This is a genomic window from Candidatus Hydrogenedentota bacterium, assembly GCA_012730045.1.
In the GTDB taxonomy this organism is placed as follows: domain Bacteria; phylum Hydrogenedentota; class Hydrogenedentia; order Hydrogenedentales; family CAITNO01; genus JAAYBR01.
Genome location: JAAYBR010000106.1, coordinates 58,114 through 74,971, shown reverse-complemented (window position 1 = coordinate 74,971; position 16,858 = coordinate 58,114). Strand labels below are relative to the sequence as shown.

Genomic DNA, 16,858 nt, shown 5'->3' with positions numbered 1-16,858 from the left:
GTCAGGGTTCGGGAAGGATTTCGCAGGCCCCCGCAGTGGAGCGGTTGACCACCACTGCCGCCTCGAGTTCGGCCGGGGTCAGGGGCGTCTCCCGGCCTCCCCTCTCCCGGTAGGCGCCGGAGGCGAGGCGGTTTCTGAGCGCGTCGGCGATACGGCCATGGTCTTCCCGCCGGCAGAGGACCAGCACCGCGCCGGCAATGCCCGCGCCGGTGAGACAGGCACCCAGGGCGCCCGCCTCCAAAGCCCCGTCCACCAGAAAGTCCAGCACCCGGCTGCTCGCGCCGTAGGCCCCCGGGCAGTCCGCCAGAGGCGCGTTGGCCCCGGCCATGCGGGCGAGGGCGGCGTTGGACAGGTCGCAGGTGCGGGGGTGTCCCAGAGCATCGCAGACGCGGTCGCCGTCATGCCCGATGGACATCAGGCGTCCCGCCCCCGCCGCGTCGTCCCGTCGCAGAAACTCCGGAAAGGTGCGTGCCCTTTCGGACTCCGCAAGCCCGAAGGCCAGGGGGCCGCGCAGGCGGATATGTGTCGGGCGCAGGGCCGGATCAACGGCCCCGAAATACTTCTCGTAGGTCTCCCCCATGGCGGGGGGGGCATAGCGGTCCGCCAGCGCGTCCAGCGAAATGTCCTCGGGCACCGCCGCGAGGAGCGCATAGAGTCCGGAGACACCGCCGAAGGCGTCCGGGGTGATGCGGGGGAGCCGGTCCATGGTCTGGACCCGTTCCGGCGCGACGCCCACCTCCAGCATCGCGCGGCGCAGGACGTGCATCGCCATCGAGTAGGCAAAACGGTTGCGCGTGTAGTCCACCAGTTGGGCCCCGCTCAGGGCGCGGCGGGTATGCGAGTTCACCACCAGCACCTCCCACCCCTCCGGCCAGTCGTGGTGGACGGCATCCTCCAGACAGAAATCCTCGGCAAACAAAGCGGCGTTTAGCAGGCGCCCCCTCTGCCCGAGAATCATGGCCCCCTGGTCGCTCATGCCGACCCGCGCGCCGGCAAACCACTCCGCGTCCTGTTCCGCGCGGATCAACGCCTCCGGGGGTGAGGGCAAACCGTTCAGCGCATGCATGGCGAGGAGGACGGAGACGCACAGGGCGGCGGAGGAACTCAGCGCGGCGCCCCGTGGGAGGTCGCTGCCCACGGCGGCCAGCAGGCCCCGGGCGGATTCCGCAGGCAGCTCGCGGACCGTCCTCAGGCAGGCGCCCTCCAAATAGTTCGCCCAGTCCCCCCCCCGCGATGTCCTGCGCTCCCGGACCCGGGCGGTGACCCGGGGTGTTCCGATATACGTGTCCCATGGAATGCCGGAGAGGTCGCGCAGGCCGTCGGCAAGCTCAAACCGGGCCTCCCCATAGGCGGGCTCAAGGTTGACGAAATGGCACCGGGAACTTCCCGACGCGGCGGCGGCCACCACGGTCTCGCGGTGGTGCGTCATGAGGTTCAGACGGCCGCCGTGGGTGTCCACGTGCATGCCCCGGAGATTGATGCGGCCCGGCGAACGGAAGATGCGCAGGGGCTGGTCTCCATGTGTTTCCAGGAAACGGCGCACCACGGCGGCGACCAGGGCAGTCCGTTCCTCCAGCAGCCGTCCGCCGCCGTAGACGGCCGTCATGTTGCGGCGGAGGGATCCCGGAGCGTCCAGCATGCGGAGCCAAGCCCCGGCGGTGGGGGGAGAGAAGGCCTCCTCCATCAGGCGAAGCGCCTGTCGCCAAACAGCGGGCACTCAGGAAGGCGCCGCTTACTGGTCGTAGGAGGTGCGCACATTGTACTTCCTTGAGAGTTCCCGGAGCTGGTTCAGGAGTTCGGGGGTCTCCCCCTTTTCCGACATCTCGCTGATCAGGGCGTAGGACTTGGCAAAGGCCCACTTGCCCGGAATGGAGGCCCCGCCCTTCCCCGCCTTGTCCAGTTCGGCGCGGAAGACCACCTCCTTCTTCCGGTCTCCAGCCCATCCGGTCATGCGCATGACGAACTGCCGGTCCTTGGCCGGGTCGAAACGCCCGTACAGGGTGACGCCGCTATGGGTGAAGAAGTCCGGGATTTGGGCGGGGTAAACCCCCTGCTCGTCAATCCGGCTGAAGTTGACCTGGATGCCCGTGAGCACGGGGTCGCTGATTTCCTGGAAAAACGCCGCGAGTTCGGGCGGGGCCTTCTCAATGTCAGGGGTGATCCGCGCATGGCCATTGTTCCGGTAGGCCAGAAACTCCATGGTGTAGCGGTTCACGGTGTTGCCGACGCCGAAGGCATAGATGCTGTTTCGCTGGGCGTTTTCCCGGCTGAGGCCGTTGATGATCTCGCGGCTGTTCTGGACCCCCGTGGTGGGGCGGAAGTCGGACGAGATGAGGATCATGCCGGGAATTCCCGGACGGGGCGCCTCGACCACCACGGGGTTGAGTGCCTTGTACACGTCCGTCTGGCTTTTCGACTCCAGCCCCCTGAGGAGGGCCGTGGCGGCCGTCTTGTTGGCCTCGGTGGCGGGAACCCGCTGCGGCTGGAAGGGCGACGGGTTGTCACGGAAGATCACGAGGTTGAAGTAGTCCTCGGGGCGCAGCTGCATGATCACCTGCGCAAGTCCCCGGGAGACGAGGTCCAGCTTCCGCTGCATGACGCTCTGGGAGGCGTCCACGACGAAGGTGATGTCCTTTGGGATGACTTCGACCGTCTGGCCCTGCCTGGGGGAGACGACCAGCTCAAAGAAGCCGAGGGGCTCGCCGGGCTGCGTGTAGGTGTTCACCTGGATGTCGAGCATGTCGTCCAGGAAAACGTAGTCGCTCTCCGCCTTGGCCTCCCGGACCTCGTGCTCGATGGGAAGGTCGGCCAGGGGGGCCTCGATGGCCTTCTGCACGGGTTCGGGGACGGGCGCGGGGGGGGTGACCGGAGCAATGGGGTCCGGGCCGGACAGCGCGGCCCCGGGCGCGGGGGCCAGGCCAATTCCCTGGGGAACAGGCTCCAAGGGGATGTCCCCGGGCGCGAAGCCCTCACTGCGCAGGGCAGGAAAGACGCCCGGCTCCAGGATGCGGTCCGGACTCGGCCGCACGAGCTTTCGGGGCACCTCCACCTCGCTGCGTGCGCTGTCCCGGTCTATTTCGATGATCTTGGCGTCGGCCCGCTCCAGGGATGCGGGGTCGAAATTGAGTTCATGCTCCCGCGCGATGGGTTCCCCCGCCACCCGGCCGACGAGGTCCGGGATTTCTGCCGGGGCCGCATTCTGTCCAGGGGGGGCGTCCAGGGGCGCCTCGCCGGGCTGGGAAAGCAGCTCCCCGATGCTCCCCGGCCGTGAGGGGGCCGCCACGGGATCCTCCTCGGGGGGCGGGGTGACGGACGGGACGTCGTCAGTCAGGGAGATGTGTACCATGTTCATGGCCACGGCGGCCGAACGGTTGGCTTCCATGAGGGTCACGTAGGGTGCGACCAGCAGCATCGCGGTGTAGATGACCGCGCTGACCAGAAAGGAGACCCCCATCATGGTGCGCCGGCTGGTCATGCGCCGGGCTCCTTCGCGGGGGCGGCGGGCGTTTCCGCCTGCCGGAGGCGGTCCACGGCCTCCCGGGCCTTCGGCGCGGGCTCTGATTCGGGGTAGTCCTTCAGCAGTTCGTCATAGGCGCCGAGCGCCTGCGCGGCGAGGCCGGCCTGCTCATAGCACTGTCCGGCGCGCGCGAGGGCCTGGGGCGAAAGCGTCTCGTGGAGGAAGAGAATGGCGACGCGCATGAAGTTGCGGGCGGCGCGCTCATGCTCGCCCCGGGCCTCAAAGAGTTCGCCCAGACGGAACCGGGCCTGCGCCGCCACCTCGCCGGTGTTCGCGGAGGAGGCCTCCTCGTAGAGCGCCAGCGCCTTGTCCACCTCCCCCGCCTGCTCGTGGAGTCGGGCCATGCGGTATTTGGCCTCCACCGCCTTGGCACCCGTGGGGTTGGCCTCCACGGTCGCCTGGTATCGGGCAAGGGCGTCCGCGGCGTCTCCGGCCTTCTCCGCGCACTCCGCGGTGGTGAACCGGACCTTGTCGGCGTAGGGGTATTCCGGAAGGGCCTTGAGAAGCCCGTCCAGCACGGCGATGGCTTCGGCCCATTTCGCCGCATCGTAGAACCACTGGCCGCACCAGGTGTACACCTCCTCGGGGAGGGCCGTCTGGGGGAACTCCCGTACCAGCCGCAGGAACTGGTCCGCGGCCATCTCGTAATCCTTGCGCTCGTACCGGGCCAGGGCAAGTCCCCTGAGCGCCAGGGCGGAGAGGTCGGGGCCGGGGGATTTGTCCAGCGACGCCTGATAGGATTCGATGGCCTTCAGCGCGTCCTTCTGTTCCCGGAGCTGGAACTCGCCGAGGTGAAAGAGGGCCTGCGCCGCGTAACGCGAGGCGGGAAACTTTTCGAGCAGGGCCTGGTACTGTTCCGCGGCCTTTGCGCGCTCCTTCATGTTGTGGTAGGTGATGGCGAGGCGGTAGCGGGCGTTTTCCTCGGCTTCGGGGGTCGCGGGGGCGGCCAGCAGGGCGGTGTACTTCTCAACGGCCTTCGCGAAGTCCTGGGAGTTGAACTGCGCGTCGCCCGCCCGGAGAATTGCCTCCGCCGCCAGGGGGTTGTCCGGGTAGCGGCGGACGAACTCCTCAAAGGTCTTGGCGGCGTCGTCGCGCATGCCCAGTTGGAGGGTGCACTCGCCGGACTTGTAGAGGGCCTCGGCGGCGAACTCGCTGTCCGGGAACTTCTCCGCAACGAGACGGAACTCCTGCCGGGCGTCCTCGTTGTTGCCTTCGGCGTTAAGCAGCAGCCCGAGCAGGAAACCGACCTCGCCGGCGGCCGGCGACTCCTTGTCCACCTGGAGGTAGGCGAGGGCGGCGGCCTTTGCGCCCGCCGGGTCGCCTTTCAGGTGCAGCGCCCAGGGGACTTTCGCCTTTGCCTGGGCGGCGAAGGGGGAGTCGGGGTGCTTCTCGGGAAGGGCCCGGTAAATCTCCAGGGCCCGGTCGAACTCCTTCTGCTGCTGCAGGCAGTTGGCAAGAAGATACTGCATGCCGGGGACCAGCGCGGGGTCCGCGTTGGCTGCCAGGAATTTTTCTGCGGCGGCGCCGGCTTCGGGGTATTTCCGGGCGTGGTAGAGGGACCAGGCGTAGCCGTAGTCGGCCCGCCGGGCATAGTCGGAGTCCGGGAACTCGGCTTTAAGCTGCTCGTAGGCCCCCACGGCGGCGCTGAACCAGCCGATCTTGTCGTAAATCTCGGCGGTGCGGAAGCGGCTCTCCATGCGGAGGGCGGCGTCGGCCTTGGTGTTTTCGGCGACATGCGAGAAGGTGATGGCAGCGTCCTCGTGGAGGTTCCGGGCCATCTGCACGAAGGCGAGCTGGTACTGGGCGTAGGGGGTGAGGGCGTGATCCGGCAGCGCGGAAACGAGGGCCTCAAACGACTTGGCCGCCTCCTCCTGTTTGTCCAGGGAGGCCTGGGCGCGTCCGAGATAGTAGAGCGCGCGCCCGCGGACCTCGGCGGACTGCTCCTCGCCGCAGAGCGGGGCGAGCACGTCCACCGCTTCGGCGTTCTTTTTGGCGGACACCAGCGACTCGCCCAGGCCGAGGCGGGCGCGCATCCGCAGCGCGGGGTCCTGGGTCAGTTCGGCGGCCTTTACAAAGGCCGCGGCGGCCTTGTCTGCGGCGCCGGAAGCCTGGGCGCACTGTCCGAGCCGGAACCAGGCGTTGGGGGCTTCGGGGCCGGAGGGGTTTGCCTGAAGAAAGACGTCATACTCCTCCGCCGCCTCCTCGAAGAACCCCCGGCTGAAGAGGCCGTTTGCAAAGTCGAGTTGGTCCCCCCCCGATCCGGCCTCCTGGGCGGGGCAGGCGGCCGGCGCGAGGCAGCACAGCATCAGCGCGGTCAGGCACTTGCGCATGGTGGTTCCGTTCGTCAAGACGCCGGGGCCGTCCTGTCATCGTTTTTGGTGGTCGCAAAGGCGATATTCTGTATGTCCGCCTTGCGGCAGCAGTCCAGTATCTGCATGGCCTTTCCCAGTTGGGCGTTGGTGTCGCCCCGGATGATCACCGCGCCGCCGGGAAAATACTTGGCGACCCGAAGGAGCACCTCCTGGAGCTCGGGCACCTCCATCTTCCGCTCATTCACAATGATCGCGCCGTCCTCCCGGAGATTGATGAATATCTCCCCCTGGGTGCGCTCGTTCTGCTTTGCGGTGTCGGCGGTGGGCAGGACAATGTCCACCTCGCTCTCGAGGTTGGCGTAGACGCTGGTGACCATGAAGAAGATGAGGGTGAGGAAGACGATGTCAATGAGCGGAGCCATCTGGATGCTCTCCGTCTCCTCCTGAAGCTGGCGTCCCACTCCGATCCTCATGGCTGCTCCTTCTCAGCGATCAGCTCGACGAACTCGCTGGCCTGGGCCTCCACCTCGGCGATGATCCGGATGACGCGGCCGCGCAGGAAATAGTAGACCGCCATCGCGGGGATGGCCACAATGAGGCCGCCCGCCGTGGTGATCATGGCCTGGGAGACGCTGTAGGCCATGGTCAGCCCCTTCACTTGGGCGGTGTCGAGGGCGATGGAGCTGAAGGCCTGCATCATGCCCCACACCGTGCCGAGGAGCCCGAGCAGGGGCGCGATCATGGCGATATTGTTGAGATACGACACCTTCTGCCAGAGGGCCGTGGCGCCGCGGTCCCCCTCGCTCTCCATGGCCTCCTGGATCACATAGCGGTCATGGCCGGCCATCTTGAGCCCCGCCCGGATCACGAGCGAGATCATCTCATCCCGCTCCTGGCACATCTGGTAGGCGCCGCGGAGGTCACCCGCCTTGATCTGCGCCTGGGCGCGCTTCACCAGTGTGGGCGGCACCTCGCGCTTCGGTGTCACGGTGAGCAGGAGATAGACCGTCAGCAGGAGGCCCAGAAAGCCCATCGCCATGGTGATCCACAGGATCATCCCGCCCTGCTGGATCATGGTCATCAACGTCAGTTGGTTGGCGACCTGCGGCGGGGAGATGCCGGGCGCGGGGGCCGCGTCTCCGGCCGGCGCCGCGGCGGCCTCGGGGGAGACGGGCGCTGGGGCGTCCTGCGCGGGGGCCGCGGCCTGCGCGAAGAGCGCCAGCGCCACAAGGACTCCGTAGACAATCCAGGGGTGTTTCATCCTTCATCTTCCTCGTGGTTGGGCATCGGACGGACCGGCGGCTGGACGGCCGAACTCCACCTTATACTTTAGGCATATTATGCCGTTCGGCGCGGAAAGGTTTCAATTTGCGCGCGCCGGTGGACCGGCCTGCAATCCAGCCCGTAGACGGGTTGATTCATGCGTCCGCCTTTTGTTAGAATAACGCTCCCTTTGGCGGAATAACCCTGAAAAAACGACGGAGTTCAAAATAATGGCGAATATCAAGTCCCAGGAAAAGCGCAATCGGACCAACGAGCTTGCCCGTCAGCGCAACATGGCGGTCCGGTCCAAGATGAAGACCTTCGTGAAGGCGGCGGAGCAGGCCATTGTTGGTGGCGGCGACGACACTGCCGTTGTGGTGACGAAGGCCATCTCTGAGATAGACCGCGCCGCGGCGAAGGGCGTGATCCACAAGAACAGCGCCGCCCGCAAGAAGGCCAGCCTCCAGTTGCAGCTCTCCAAGAAGAGCGCCTCCTAGGCTCCAGTCCTCCGGAATCTTTTAGCCGCCGCAGGGTTTACCCCCCTGCGGCGTCTTCTTTTTCCAACAAGGACAGCAGTTCCTCGGGGGACGGCAGTTTTCCGTCCCACACCGCCACCGCCTTTCCTCCGCACACGAGAGAAAGCCGGAAGGAGTCCTCCCCTCTCAGGCTGAAGTAGACTAACGGACGGCCGATCAGGGAATGCAGGGGGAACATCGGCTGGGTGTCGTTTCGGAACCGCTCCATTTCGCCGGGTTCCTCCTCGAAACAGAGGGCGACGACCGGCGGCATGCCGGGGAGGAACATTAGTTCATTGATTTCGGGCACTTTGGCCATGCACTCCTCGCAGGTCATGCTCATGATGGGAACCAGATAAGTGCCCTGACCAAGGTCATACACGCCCTCCGGCGTCTCAATATGGAACGCGCTGAACGGCCCTTTCGCCTCCCCTCCCCCGTCGGTTGCGAGGTCAAGACGATCCACGGTGGCCCAGGCGTAGGCCGTGGCCAGCACACTGACTGCCAGGGCACACACGAAACGCGGCCACATCCCCGGGCCCCAAAGGGGTGGACGGCGGAGAGCGCTGCCGGGTCCGGACAGCATCCACCCGGAGTAGGCGCCCAGAAGGAGCAGGATGGCGTTCTTGATGAGGGAAACCTGGGGGGACATGGCGATGAGGGGGAAACAGCCGCAGTCCTCCAGTCCGTGGGCGGCCCAGGCATACACGATGAGGACGGAGAAGAAAAGGAGCATGCCATGGTAGACGGCATAGGTCAGGCCCCGCAGGCGCAGGCCGAACATTAGGGCCATGCCCAGGGAGAACTCCGCAAACACAGTGATGCAGCCGAAAACGGGGAGCAGTTGGCGGTCTTCAATGACATGGTAGGCGGACATTTGCACGGAAAAGGCGTTGATGTCCGCCATCTTCGGGAGGGCACCCAGAAGATAGAAGACCCCCACAAGAACTTCGATGATTCTTGCGATCTTGACACTGAGCTGCATTAACCTGCCTGCCTTTGCCGTTGAACGCCGCCGTTTTTTCCTGGGGAACACCTCCGAAGGGGGTTTATTCTTTCTTTCGCGTTCCAAGGGGGGTGCCGTCAAGGAACCGGGCCAATAAACCAACGGCTGCCAGAATGAACCCGATGACCACGCAGGCGACACCGCCGAAATAGGCGCCCACGGCCCATTGCGTCCGCCCTAGCAATCCGTTGATCAACACGAAAAAGAACCCCATGAGTCCAAGAATGAGGCCTGTGATGGCGGGGTCGGCGCCGTGGGCCCGGCGGCCGTGCACGGGGATATTTCTTGACGACTGGGATTCCTCCACCAGTTTTAGCATTTCCGGGTTCTGTTCAGCCCGTTCCAGGATGGTCATACGTACCCGATGCTCAATCCAGGTGCGCAGCAGGGAGCGGAAAACGACGTAAAGCAACGCCACAATGGCGAGAATCATCGGAATGGTCATCAGGGAAACGCGCATAAGCGGAGCCTCTTGAGGCCAAGTATACCCACCCCCGGGCCGGTGAGACAACAAGTCCTTGGGCCGCGTTCGGTGAAACTTGGGGGATTCCAGCGGGTCTAACTGGACAGGAAACGGAAGCCATGCTCTACAAGAGCGCAGTGACAGCAGGATTGATCGCCCTGGCGATCCAGATATTTGCCGTGGGGATACTCGCCCCCCGGCTGCCGCGCGAGGTGTGCCCGCCAGGCTTCCAGAAATTCGAGACCTTTTCCCTGCCCGCCACCAAGGCGCTTCACTTGATGAACGCCGACGGAACGGTGCGGGTCTCGGTGGGCGAGGGCGCCACCATTGAGGTGACGGCGGACGCGCGGGCCTACACGCCCGCTTCGGACCAGAACGCCATGGCGGCCCAGTATTTGGAGAGCCTGTTCAAGGTGGAGCAGACGGAGGAGTCTGTGACCCTGACCACCGAGCCCCTGCAGCGCCCGGACGAGCTGGATGTCCGGGTGGACTATGTGGTCATGGTTCCCCGGGGGACGGACCTTGCGCTTACCGTGGAGAACGGGAATGTGTGGGTTGCCGGGGGATGCAACGGGGTCTACGTGGAGGGGAACAACTCGGATGTCGAGGTCCAGCAGGCGTCCGGGCCGGTGTCGGTGAAGACCACCAACGGCCGCATCCGGGTGCTTGATTCGGCGGGCGAGACGACCCTGGAGACGGTGAACGGCAACATCCACGCGGGGATGCGGGGGGGGACGCTCCAGGCGTCCACGATCACCGGGGCGATCATCACCCGGATTCTGGCCCCGGAGGTCGCCTCGTGCGACTTGACCTCGCTGAACGGAGGGATTACACTGGTCATGTCGGAAGGCTGCTCGGCCGAAGTGAGCGCCGCCACGAACCGGGGCACCGTGCGTCTTGACGCGGGGTTGTCGGTTTCGGCGGGCATACTCAAGCGGAGAACCGTGTTGGGTGTCATAGGAGACGGCGCGACGAAGCTTTCCATGAACTCCATGAACGGAGACATCGTTCTGCAAAGGAGCACGACATGACCATGGAGGCGGTACGGACCTATCCGCTGGCCTCGGAACTCGGCGCGGACGCCGGGCCGGACGACTGGCAGCTTGTCAGCCTGTCGCGGGCCGGGGACACCGCGGCCTTTTCCGAGCTGGTCCGCAGGCACCAGCATGTGGTGTTCAATGTGGCGCAGCGCTACATGCGCGACATGGGCCTGGCGGAGGACATGGCGCAGGAGGCTTTCCTGAAGGCCTTCCGCCTGCTGCGCGGGTTCCGGGGCGAGTGCAGTTTCCGGTCGTGGATGTACCGGGTCACCTCAAGCGTGTGCCTCACGGAACTTAACCGGCGGCGCCGCCGGGGCGAGGTGGAGTTCGAGCCGCACCACGACGTGCATGCCGAGGGCCCCGCGCCCACGGACACGGATTTCGCGGAGCAGATCCGGGCGTGCATTCCGCGCCTTCCGGAGCGCTACGCCACCATCATCACGCTGTACTATCTGCAAGGGGTGAGTTACGAGGACATTGCCCAGGCGCTTGAAATCCCCATGGGCACGCTCAAAACATGGATGTTCCGGGCGCGGCGGCAGCTCAGGCGCATCGTGGAAAAGGAGCTCGGCGGGCATGGATGGTTCTAGGATGGACAGACTGGACGCGTTGATGGACGCGGCCCTGCGGCCGGGTCCGGAGTTGCAGGCGCCGCCCACCCTGGTGACGGGGGTGACCGAGCGGCTTCAGGTGGCCGCCCTGCGCGAACGGGAGAAGCGGCGTTTCCGCATGTCGCTGCTCACGCTGCTGCTGGCCCTGAGTTCCTCGCTGATCGCGGCGGGGGGCTATCTCTGGTTCACGAAACTCGATGTGATCGCCCGGGCCGGCGTTTCCGGCGGCAAGGGCCACTACGACTACTACGCGACCGCCCTGGGCCTTTCCCTCGGCGACTACACGGGGGCGTACACGCTGGTTCTGAGCCTGCTACTCCTTGCTGCGACCATCGCGTTGGGCGTCCGCCCCCTGCGCCGTTACCTGAACTACCGCTGATTTCGCGCTGTTTCATTTTCGCGCCGTCTGCCTGTCGTCCTTCACCGGGTAGACGGCGTTGTCATGTTTTGGCGCGCCTGCCGGTATTTGTGCGAGAATAGCGGCGTTCCGCCGAGGAGAACAGGAAGAGCCATGAGCCGGGGAAGACGCAGCAACGCCACCGTGTCCACTGTGCAGATCATCGCCGCGGCCATGATCGTTCTTGTGGTGCTTGTTGTGGGCGCCTTTCTTTTCGCGCCGGAGCGCACCCCCCCTCCCCCCGTGTCCGCCATTTCCTACCAGGAACTTCCGAAAGGCCCGCAGAATGAGAGGGAGAACACCTCCCCCGCCATGGGCGAGGTGCCCCGGGCCACGCGGCCCAAGCCGCCACCGGCCGCGGCGGACGCCGCACCCGCCGGAGAAGACGACGCGGGTTTGGTGGACGAGGCGGCCGGGTTTGTCATCCGCGGGGTGGTGACTGCGGCCTCCGACGGGTCCCCGCTGGCTGGCGCCCAAGTGTCGGCGCGCCAGGGCACCTTCCGGGGGGCCAACCGGTCCGCCTTCTCCAATTCCGGATACCAGGCGGAGACCGGGGCCGACGGAACCTATATGCTGGAGGTGTTTGAGGAGGACGTCTACACCGTGGCGGTGACCATGCCCGGATTCGTTGCCGAGACTCAGGAGACGCCGCGCCTCAGCCCCGACCAACCGGAGACGGAGCTCACCTTTAAGATGGACACCGGGGCCACGATCTCCGGCCGGGTCACCGAAGCCGGCGGCTCCACGGCCGCGGTGGGCGTCCGCGTGATTGTCCAGGGGCGGCGGGATGTGGCGGCGGTGACGGACGACCGCGGCGACTATGAGCTCCAGGGGGTGGAGACGGGCGACATCCCCGTGACCCTGGACCTGCGCAACACGCCCTACACGGCGGGGAAGGCGCTTCCGTTCAAGAAAGTGCGCGTGACAGCGCCCAACGCGGTGGTGGCCAACGTGAACTTCGAGGTGGAGGCCGCCGGGATTGTGTGGGGGCATGTGCAGACGCACAAGGGGGATCCCATCGCGAAGGCCGACGTGGTGCTGTGCACCTCCGACAGCCCCCTCGCCCAGGCGATCAACGCCATGGCGCGCCAGGCGCCCCCGATGACCGCCACCAGCGACGAGGAGGGCTACTATGAGCTCCGGGGGGTGCCCCTGAACGAGCCGTGGCGCCTCTACTCCACCGTCTCCTCCCATGCGCCGCAGATGGCGGACCCGTTTCTGCTGACCTCCGCCAAGCGCACGGTCCGGGTGGACATTTTCATGTTCGCCGGCACGAACATCACGGGGGTCGTGGAGAGCACGCGCGGCGGCGGGGTGGGCGGCGCGCAGATCACCTGCATCCCGGCGTACTCCAAGCTGCTGACGCCGATGGACTCCCCGCAGGCCTTCCGCAACACCACGGCGGACGCCGACGGCCGCTTCACGATTGCGGAACTGCCGCCGGGCGAGTACCAGCTCATGGCGCAGGCGAAGAGTTTCAAGATTCCGATCCAGGGGTATCCCATTTACCCGGACGGGTACAACGACCTGACCAATGTGCGTTTGCAGCTCTCTCCGGTGGACGAGGGGAATTTCTCCGTCTTTGGCGTGGTGAGCGACGCGACGGGGATGGGGGTGGACGGGGCGGAGGTGCGGCTGGAGGGGATGGGGCTGGCCGATGTCTCCACCATCTCCCGTACGGAGTCCACCGCCGGCGGGGGCAAGTTCACCTTTGACGGGGTGAGCCAGGGCGCCTACACGATGGAGGTCAACAAGGACGGCTACACCCCCGTGACCGTGCGCCGGGTTCGCCTGAACGAGGAAATCCGCGTCGTGATGACGCAGTCCGCGCTGGTGCGCGGAATTGTCAAGGCGAAAGACACGGGCCGGGCCCCGGCCATGTACCAGGTTTCGGCCCAGCCCCTTTCGGCGGACGGCAGCGGGCGCATGGACATGATGGGCATGCTCGGGGGGGCAACGAACAGCGTGAGCTTTGACAACCCCGACGGCACGTTTGAGCTGCGGCTGGACGCCGGGGCGCACCGGCTGGAGGCGAAGGCCGAGGGCTACGCCCCCGCGCGCGAGGAGATCACCCTGGAGGCGGGCGAGGTGCTGGAGGGGGTTGTGCTGGAACTGGATGATTCCGGCGGACGTGTGTCCGGAACCGTGGTCGCCGGGGACAACGGCAACGTGCAGGGCGCCGAAGTGGTTCTGGTGGAGGCCGCGTCGGCGGCGGAGGCCATGATCCTGTCTTCCAATGTGCCCCAGGACCGGACGCGCCAGGTGGGCCAGGACGGGGCCTTCGCCTTTGAAAACCTCCCTGCGGGCCTCTATTTCGTCCTCGCGCGGCATCCCCGCTACGCCACCGCCACCGAGGGGCCCGTGGAGCTTTCCCAGGGCGGCCGCCAGGAGAACATCCGGCTGCGCCTCGGGTACGGCGGCGCGGTGGAGGGCTATGTCTTCACCGAGGGCCGCGCCACGCCCGGCGCGGTCGTCATGGTGGTGGGCGGGGGGGACACCAAGACGACCACCACGGACGAGCAGGGCTATTACCACATGGACGGGCTCTCCACGGGCGTGTACCAGGCGATGGTCACCGAGCTGAGCAGCGGCGACATTTCGAGCGTCTACGGCGCGCGCGGGCTCCAGGTCACGATCGAGGAGGGGCGCACCGCGCGGTGCGACTTCGGCGGGCGCTCCGGCGCGCGCATCGAGGGGCAGTGTTTCCCCGGTCCCGCGAACATGCTTGGCGGGCGCGTGGTGCTCCAGATGCCGGGGATGATCCCCGGGCCTCTGGGCGGAACGGCCGATTTGTCGCAGCTGACGGGCCAAAGCACGGGCATCAACCCCCTGGGCACGTTCCTGCTGGAGGACGTTCCGCCGGGCGAATGGCAACTCAATGTATACTACTTCGAGCTGGGCGGAAGGAACCCGCTGCAGGTGCGCTTCGTGCACACCGAGGTGGTTTCCGTCGGAAGCGAGGAGGTGATCCCGCTGACGCTCAATGTGTCGAACTACTGACGAAAGACGCGTATGGCGCTCATAGAAATTGACGGCCTCGCCGTGTCCTACGGGCGGGAGCCCGCGCTCAACGGCGTGTCCCTGCGGATTGACGAGGGGGCGCTGGGCCTCCTCGGGCCCAACGGCGCGGGGAAGAGCACGCTGATCAAGACCATCCTGGGTTTCCTGCGCCCCGCGTCGGGCAGCGTGAAGGTCTTCGATCTTCCCCTTCCCAAGAGCGCGCTGCTGGTGCGCCAGCGGGTCGGCTACATGCCCGAGCGCGAGTCCACGAGCCCGAAGATCAGCGCTGTCTCCTTCCTGACCTACTGCGGGCGGCTGTTCGGCATGTCCATGGTGGACGCAATGGAGCGCACCCACGAGGTGCTCAATTATGTGGGCCTCGGCGAGAGCCGCTACCGGAACATGGAGACCTACTCCACCGGGATGCTCCAGCGGGTGAAGCTGGCCCAGGCGCTCATCCACGACCCGAAGCTGCTGTTCCTCGACGAGCCGACGAACGGGCTGGACCCCGACGGCCGCGTCGAGATGCTGGAGCTGATCCGCGAGATCGCGTCGCAGCGGGGCGTCACGGTGATCCTCTCCTCCCACCTGCTCCCCGACGTCCAGCATGTCTGCGACCGGGTCGCCATGCTGGCCAAGGGGCGCATTCTGAGCGAGGGGAGCATCGAGGCGCTCACGGGCATGCTGGAGCGGCAGTACGAGGTGCGCGTGCGGGACAACGACGCGGCCTACGCGGCGCTCCTGGAGCAGGCCGGCTGCGCCCAGCACCGCATGGCGCCTTCGGACACGCTGCTTGTGCGCGCGCCCGCGGAAATGAGGGAGGACGCGTTTTTCGAGCTGGCGCGGGCGGCGGGCACGCAGGTCCGCCATTTCCGCCCCGCCCGGCGGTCCCTTGAAACCGCGTTCATGGAAGCCCTGGGGAAGGAAACGTCCGATGCCGGTGTATGAGCACACCTACCGCAACTACGAGGGCGTTTTCCGCCACCGGTTCCGCTGGTGGATTGTTGTCGAGCAGGAGTTCCGCGTGCTGGCGCGCCTGCGCATCTTCAAGTTTCTCGTTCTCCTCGCGAGCATCCAGGTGCTGCTGCGGCTGGTGCAGATCGTCGCCTACGACACCATTGTGCAGGACCCCAACCACCCCATGGCCGCCGTGCTGAGCCGCCTGGAGGGGATCACCGTCAAGTCCAGCACCTTCTTCGACTTCATCAATTTTCAGACGCCGGTGATGTTCATCATCCTGCTCTACGCGGGGGCGGGGATGATCTGCAACGATTTCCGGAACAACCTCATGGAAATCTACTTTTCCAAGCCCCTGCGCTGGCACGATTACCTGCTGGGCAAGGCGGCCACGCTCATCCTGCTGGGGCTTTCGGTCACGGCGCTGCCCGCGCTGTTTCTCATCGCCGAGCATGTCATCCTCCTGCCGAGCTGGGAACTGGTCCGCCAGGCGGTGGACATGGCCTCCGCCTCTCTCCTCTTCTCGCTCGTGCTGGTGGTTCCCACGGCGCTGGCTGTGCTGGCCTGCTCCAGCCTCCTGCCGGGCCAAAACTACGCCGCCATCACGCTGTTCATGCTGATCATCGCCAATTCCAGCATGGCCGGGCTTCTTTCGCAGTCGCTGCGCGCCCGCAGTTATCTGGGCCTGTCTTATCCTCTCGCGGTCATGCGTCTCGGCCAGGACCTTTTTGGCATCCGCCCCGCCATTTTCGACATGGCCTGGCACTGGCCCTTTTCGCTGCTTGCAGCGACCGCGTTCATTTGCCTGTTGATCGTGGCGCGCCGCGTCCGCCGCGCGGAGATCCCCGCATGAGCGCCGTGGTGGAGGTGAAATCCCTTTCCAAGTGGTTCGGCGAGGTCATCGCGCTGAACAATTTGGACCTGGAGATCGGCCGGGGCGTCACGGGGCTGCTCGGCCCGAACGGGGCGGGCAAGAGCACGCTGATCAAGGTGATTCTCGGCCTGCACGCGCCCAGCCGGGGCAGCGTGCGGGTGCTGGGCGGGCCGCCGCGAAACAATGCCGCCGTGCTGCGCCGCATCGGGTACTGTCCGGAGACGGACAACTTCTACGCGAATACCTCCGGGTTTGAGTTCGTGTACTGGATGAACCGGTACTGGGGCATGAACAACCGGGACGCCGCCCGAGCGGCCGAGGAGGCCTGCGACCTGGTCCACATGACGGAGCGCATGCACGACCCGGTGGAGGAGTACAGCAAGGGGATGCGCCAGCGGATCAAGCTGGCGCAGGCGCTGGCGGCGCGCCCGGACTTCCTGCTGCTCGACGAGCCAATGAACGGCCTGGACCCCCAGGGCCGCGACGAGATGTACGCCCTGATCCAGCGGCTGGCGGAGCACGGCACGCCGGTGGTCGTGTCGAGCCACGTGCTGTACGAGATCGAGCGGATCACGGACGACGTGGTGCTGCTCTACGGTGGGTCGCTGATCGCCCAGGGCCGGGTGCGCGACATCCGCGCGCTCATCGACAGCCAGCCGCACACGATCCACGTGTCCAGCGGCGCCGCGCGCTCGCTGGCGGCGCGCGTCGCCGGGGAGGGCCACATCCTCTCGCTGGAGCTGCGGGACGACGGGCTGGTGCTGCGCACCAGCGACCCGAACCGCTGCTATGACCTGCTGAACGGCCTTGCGCTCGGGGAGGATCCGCTGGTTCGGACCATTGAGTGCGCGGACGACAGCCTTCAGGCCGTGTTTGACTACCTAACCAAGAAGTAGGCGGAGA

General features: G+C 66.4%; 15 protein-coding genes. 8 read left to right on the top strand and 7 right to left on the bottom strand.

Annotated features, from left to right (window positions below; genetic code table 11):
• Position 1 precedes the first annotated feature (1 nt).
• From GXY15_11490 to GXY15_11470, 5 genes are all read right to left on the bottom strand, one after another.
• Entirely contained in the window at positions 2–1,639 is a 1,638-nt protein-coding gene (locus tag GXY15_11490) for a hypothetical protein (protein NLV41835.1), read from the bottom strand.
• A gap of 93 nt (positions 1,640–1,732) precedes the next feature.
• A complete protein-coding gene (locus GXY15_11485) occupies positions 1,733–3,475 on the bottom strand; it encodes a VWA domain-containing protein (GenBank protein NLV41834.1) in 1,743 nt (580 codons plus the stop codon).
• Entirely contained in the window at positions 3,472–5,865 is a 2,394-nt protein-coding gene (locus tag GXY15_11480) for a tetratricopeptide repeat protein (GenBank protein ID NLV41833.1), read from the bottom strand. Before GXY15_11480 ends, GXY15_11485 begins: the two co-directional genes overlap by 4 nt.
• A complete protein-coding gene (locus GXY15_11475) occupies positions 5,862–6,302 on the bottom strand; it encodes a biopolymer transporter ExbD (GenBank protein NLV41832.1) in 441 nt (146 codons plus the stop codon). The genes GXY15_11480 and GXY15_11475 overlap by 4 nt, the downstream gene beginning before the upstream one ends.
• Positions 6,299–7,090, bottom strand: coding sequence for a MotA/TolQ/ExbB proton channel family protein (locus GXY15_11470; GenBank protein ID NLV41831.1), 792 nt, complete (start codon positions 7,088–7,090; stop codon positions 6,299–6,301). The genes GXY15_11475 and GXY15_11470 overlap by 4 nt, the downstream gene beginning before the upstream one ends.
• A gap of 232 nt (positions 7,091–7,322) precedes the next feature.
• Between GXY15_11470 and rpsT the strand changes: the two genes are divergently transcribed.
• Complete coding sequence (rpsT, locus tag GXY15_11465; GenBank protein ID NLV41830.1) at positions 7,323–7,589, top strand: 30S ribosomal protein S20; 267 nt, start codon at positions 7,323–7,325, stop codon at positions 7,587–7,589.
• Positions 7,590–7,626: 37 nt separating this feature from the next.
• Here rpsT and GXY15_11460 read toward each other — a convergent pair whose 3' ends face one another.
• Together GXY15_11460 and GXY15_11455 are read right to left on the bottom strand one after the other, a co-directional pair.
• Positions 7,627–8,592 carry a hypothetical protein gene (locus GXY15_11460; protein ID NLV41829.1) on the bottom strand — a complete coding sequence of 322 codons (966 nt, stop codon included), beginning with the start codon at positions 8,590–8,592 and terminating at the stop codon, positions 7,627–7,629.
• A 64-nt stretch (positions 8,593–8,656) separates the two neighbouring features.
• Entirely contained in the window at positions 8,657–9,073 is a 417-nt protein-coding gene (locus GXY15_11455; protein NLV41828.1) for a hypothetical protein, read from the bottom strand.
• Positions 9,074–9,195: 122 nt separating this feature from the next.
• On the opposite strand from GXY15_11455, the gene GXY15_11450 reads away from it, so the two are divergent.
• The 7 genes from GXY15_11450 (at position 9,196) to GXY15_11420 (ending at position 16,851) form a co-directional block, all read left to right on the top strand.
• Positions 9,196–10,107 carry a DUF4097 family beta strand repeat protein gene (locus GXY15_11450; protein NLV41827.1) on the top strand — a complete coding sequence of 304 codons (912 nt, stop codon included), beginning with the start codon at positions 9,196–9,198 and terminating at the stop codon, positions 10,105–10,107.
• Entirely contained in the window at positions 10,104–10,706 is a 603-nt protein-coding gene (locus GXY15_11445) for an RNA polymerase sigma factor (protein ID NLV41826.1), read from the top strand. The genes GXY15_11450 and GXY15_11445 overlap by 4 nt, the downstream gene beginning before the upstream one ends.
• A 1-nt stretch (position 10,707) precedes the next feature.
• A complete protein-coding gene (locus GXY15_11440) occupies positions 10,708–11,106 on the top strand; it encodes a hypothetical protein (protein ID NLV41825.1) in 399 nt (132 codons plus the stop codon).
• A gap of 132 nt (positions 11,107–11,238) precedes the next feature.
• Positions 11,239–14,124, top strand: coding sequence for a carboxypeptidase regulatory-like domain-containing protein (locus GXY15_11435; protein ID NLV41824.1), 2,886 nt, complete (start codon positions 11,239–11,241; stop codon positions 14,122–14,124).
• 12 nt (positions 14,125–14,136) lie between these two features.
• Complete coding sequence (locus tag GXY15_11430; GenBank protein NLV41823.1) at positions 14,137–15,072, top strand: ABC transporter ATP-binding protein; 936 nt, start codon at positions 14,137–14,139, stop codon at positions 15,070–15,072.
• On the top strand, positions 15,059–15,934 hold the full coding sequence (locus GXY15_11425; protein ID NLV41822.1) for a hypothetical protein: 876 nt from the start codon (positions 15,059–15,061) through the stop codon (positions 15,932–15,934). The genes GXY15_11430 and GXY15_11425 overlap by 14 nt, the downstream gene beginning before the upstream one ends.
• Positions 15,931–16,851, top strand: a complete 921-nt coding sequence (locus tag GXY15_11420) for an ABC transporter ATP-binding protein (GenBank protein NLV41821.1) — start codon at positions 15,931–15,933, stop codon at positions 16,849–16,851. Before GXY15_11425 ends, GXY15_11420 begins: the two co-directional genes overlap by 4 nt.
• The last annotated feature ends 7 nt before the right edge of the window (positions 16,852–16,858 follow it).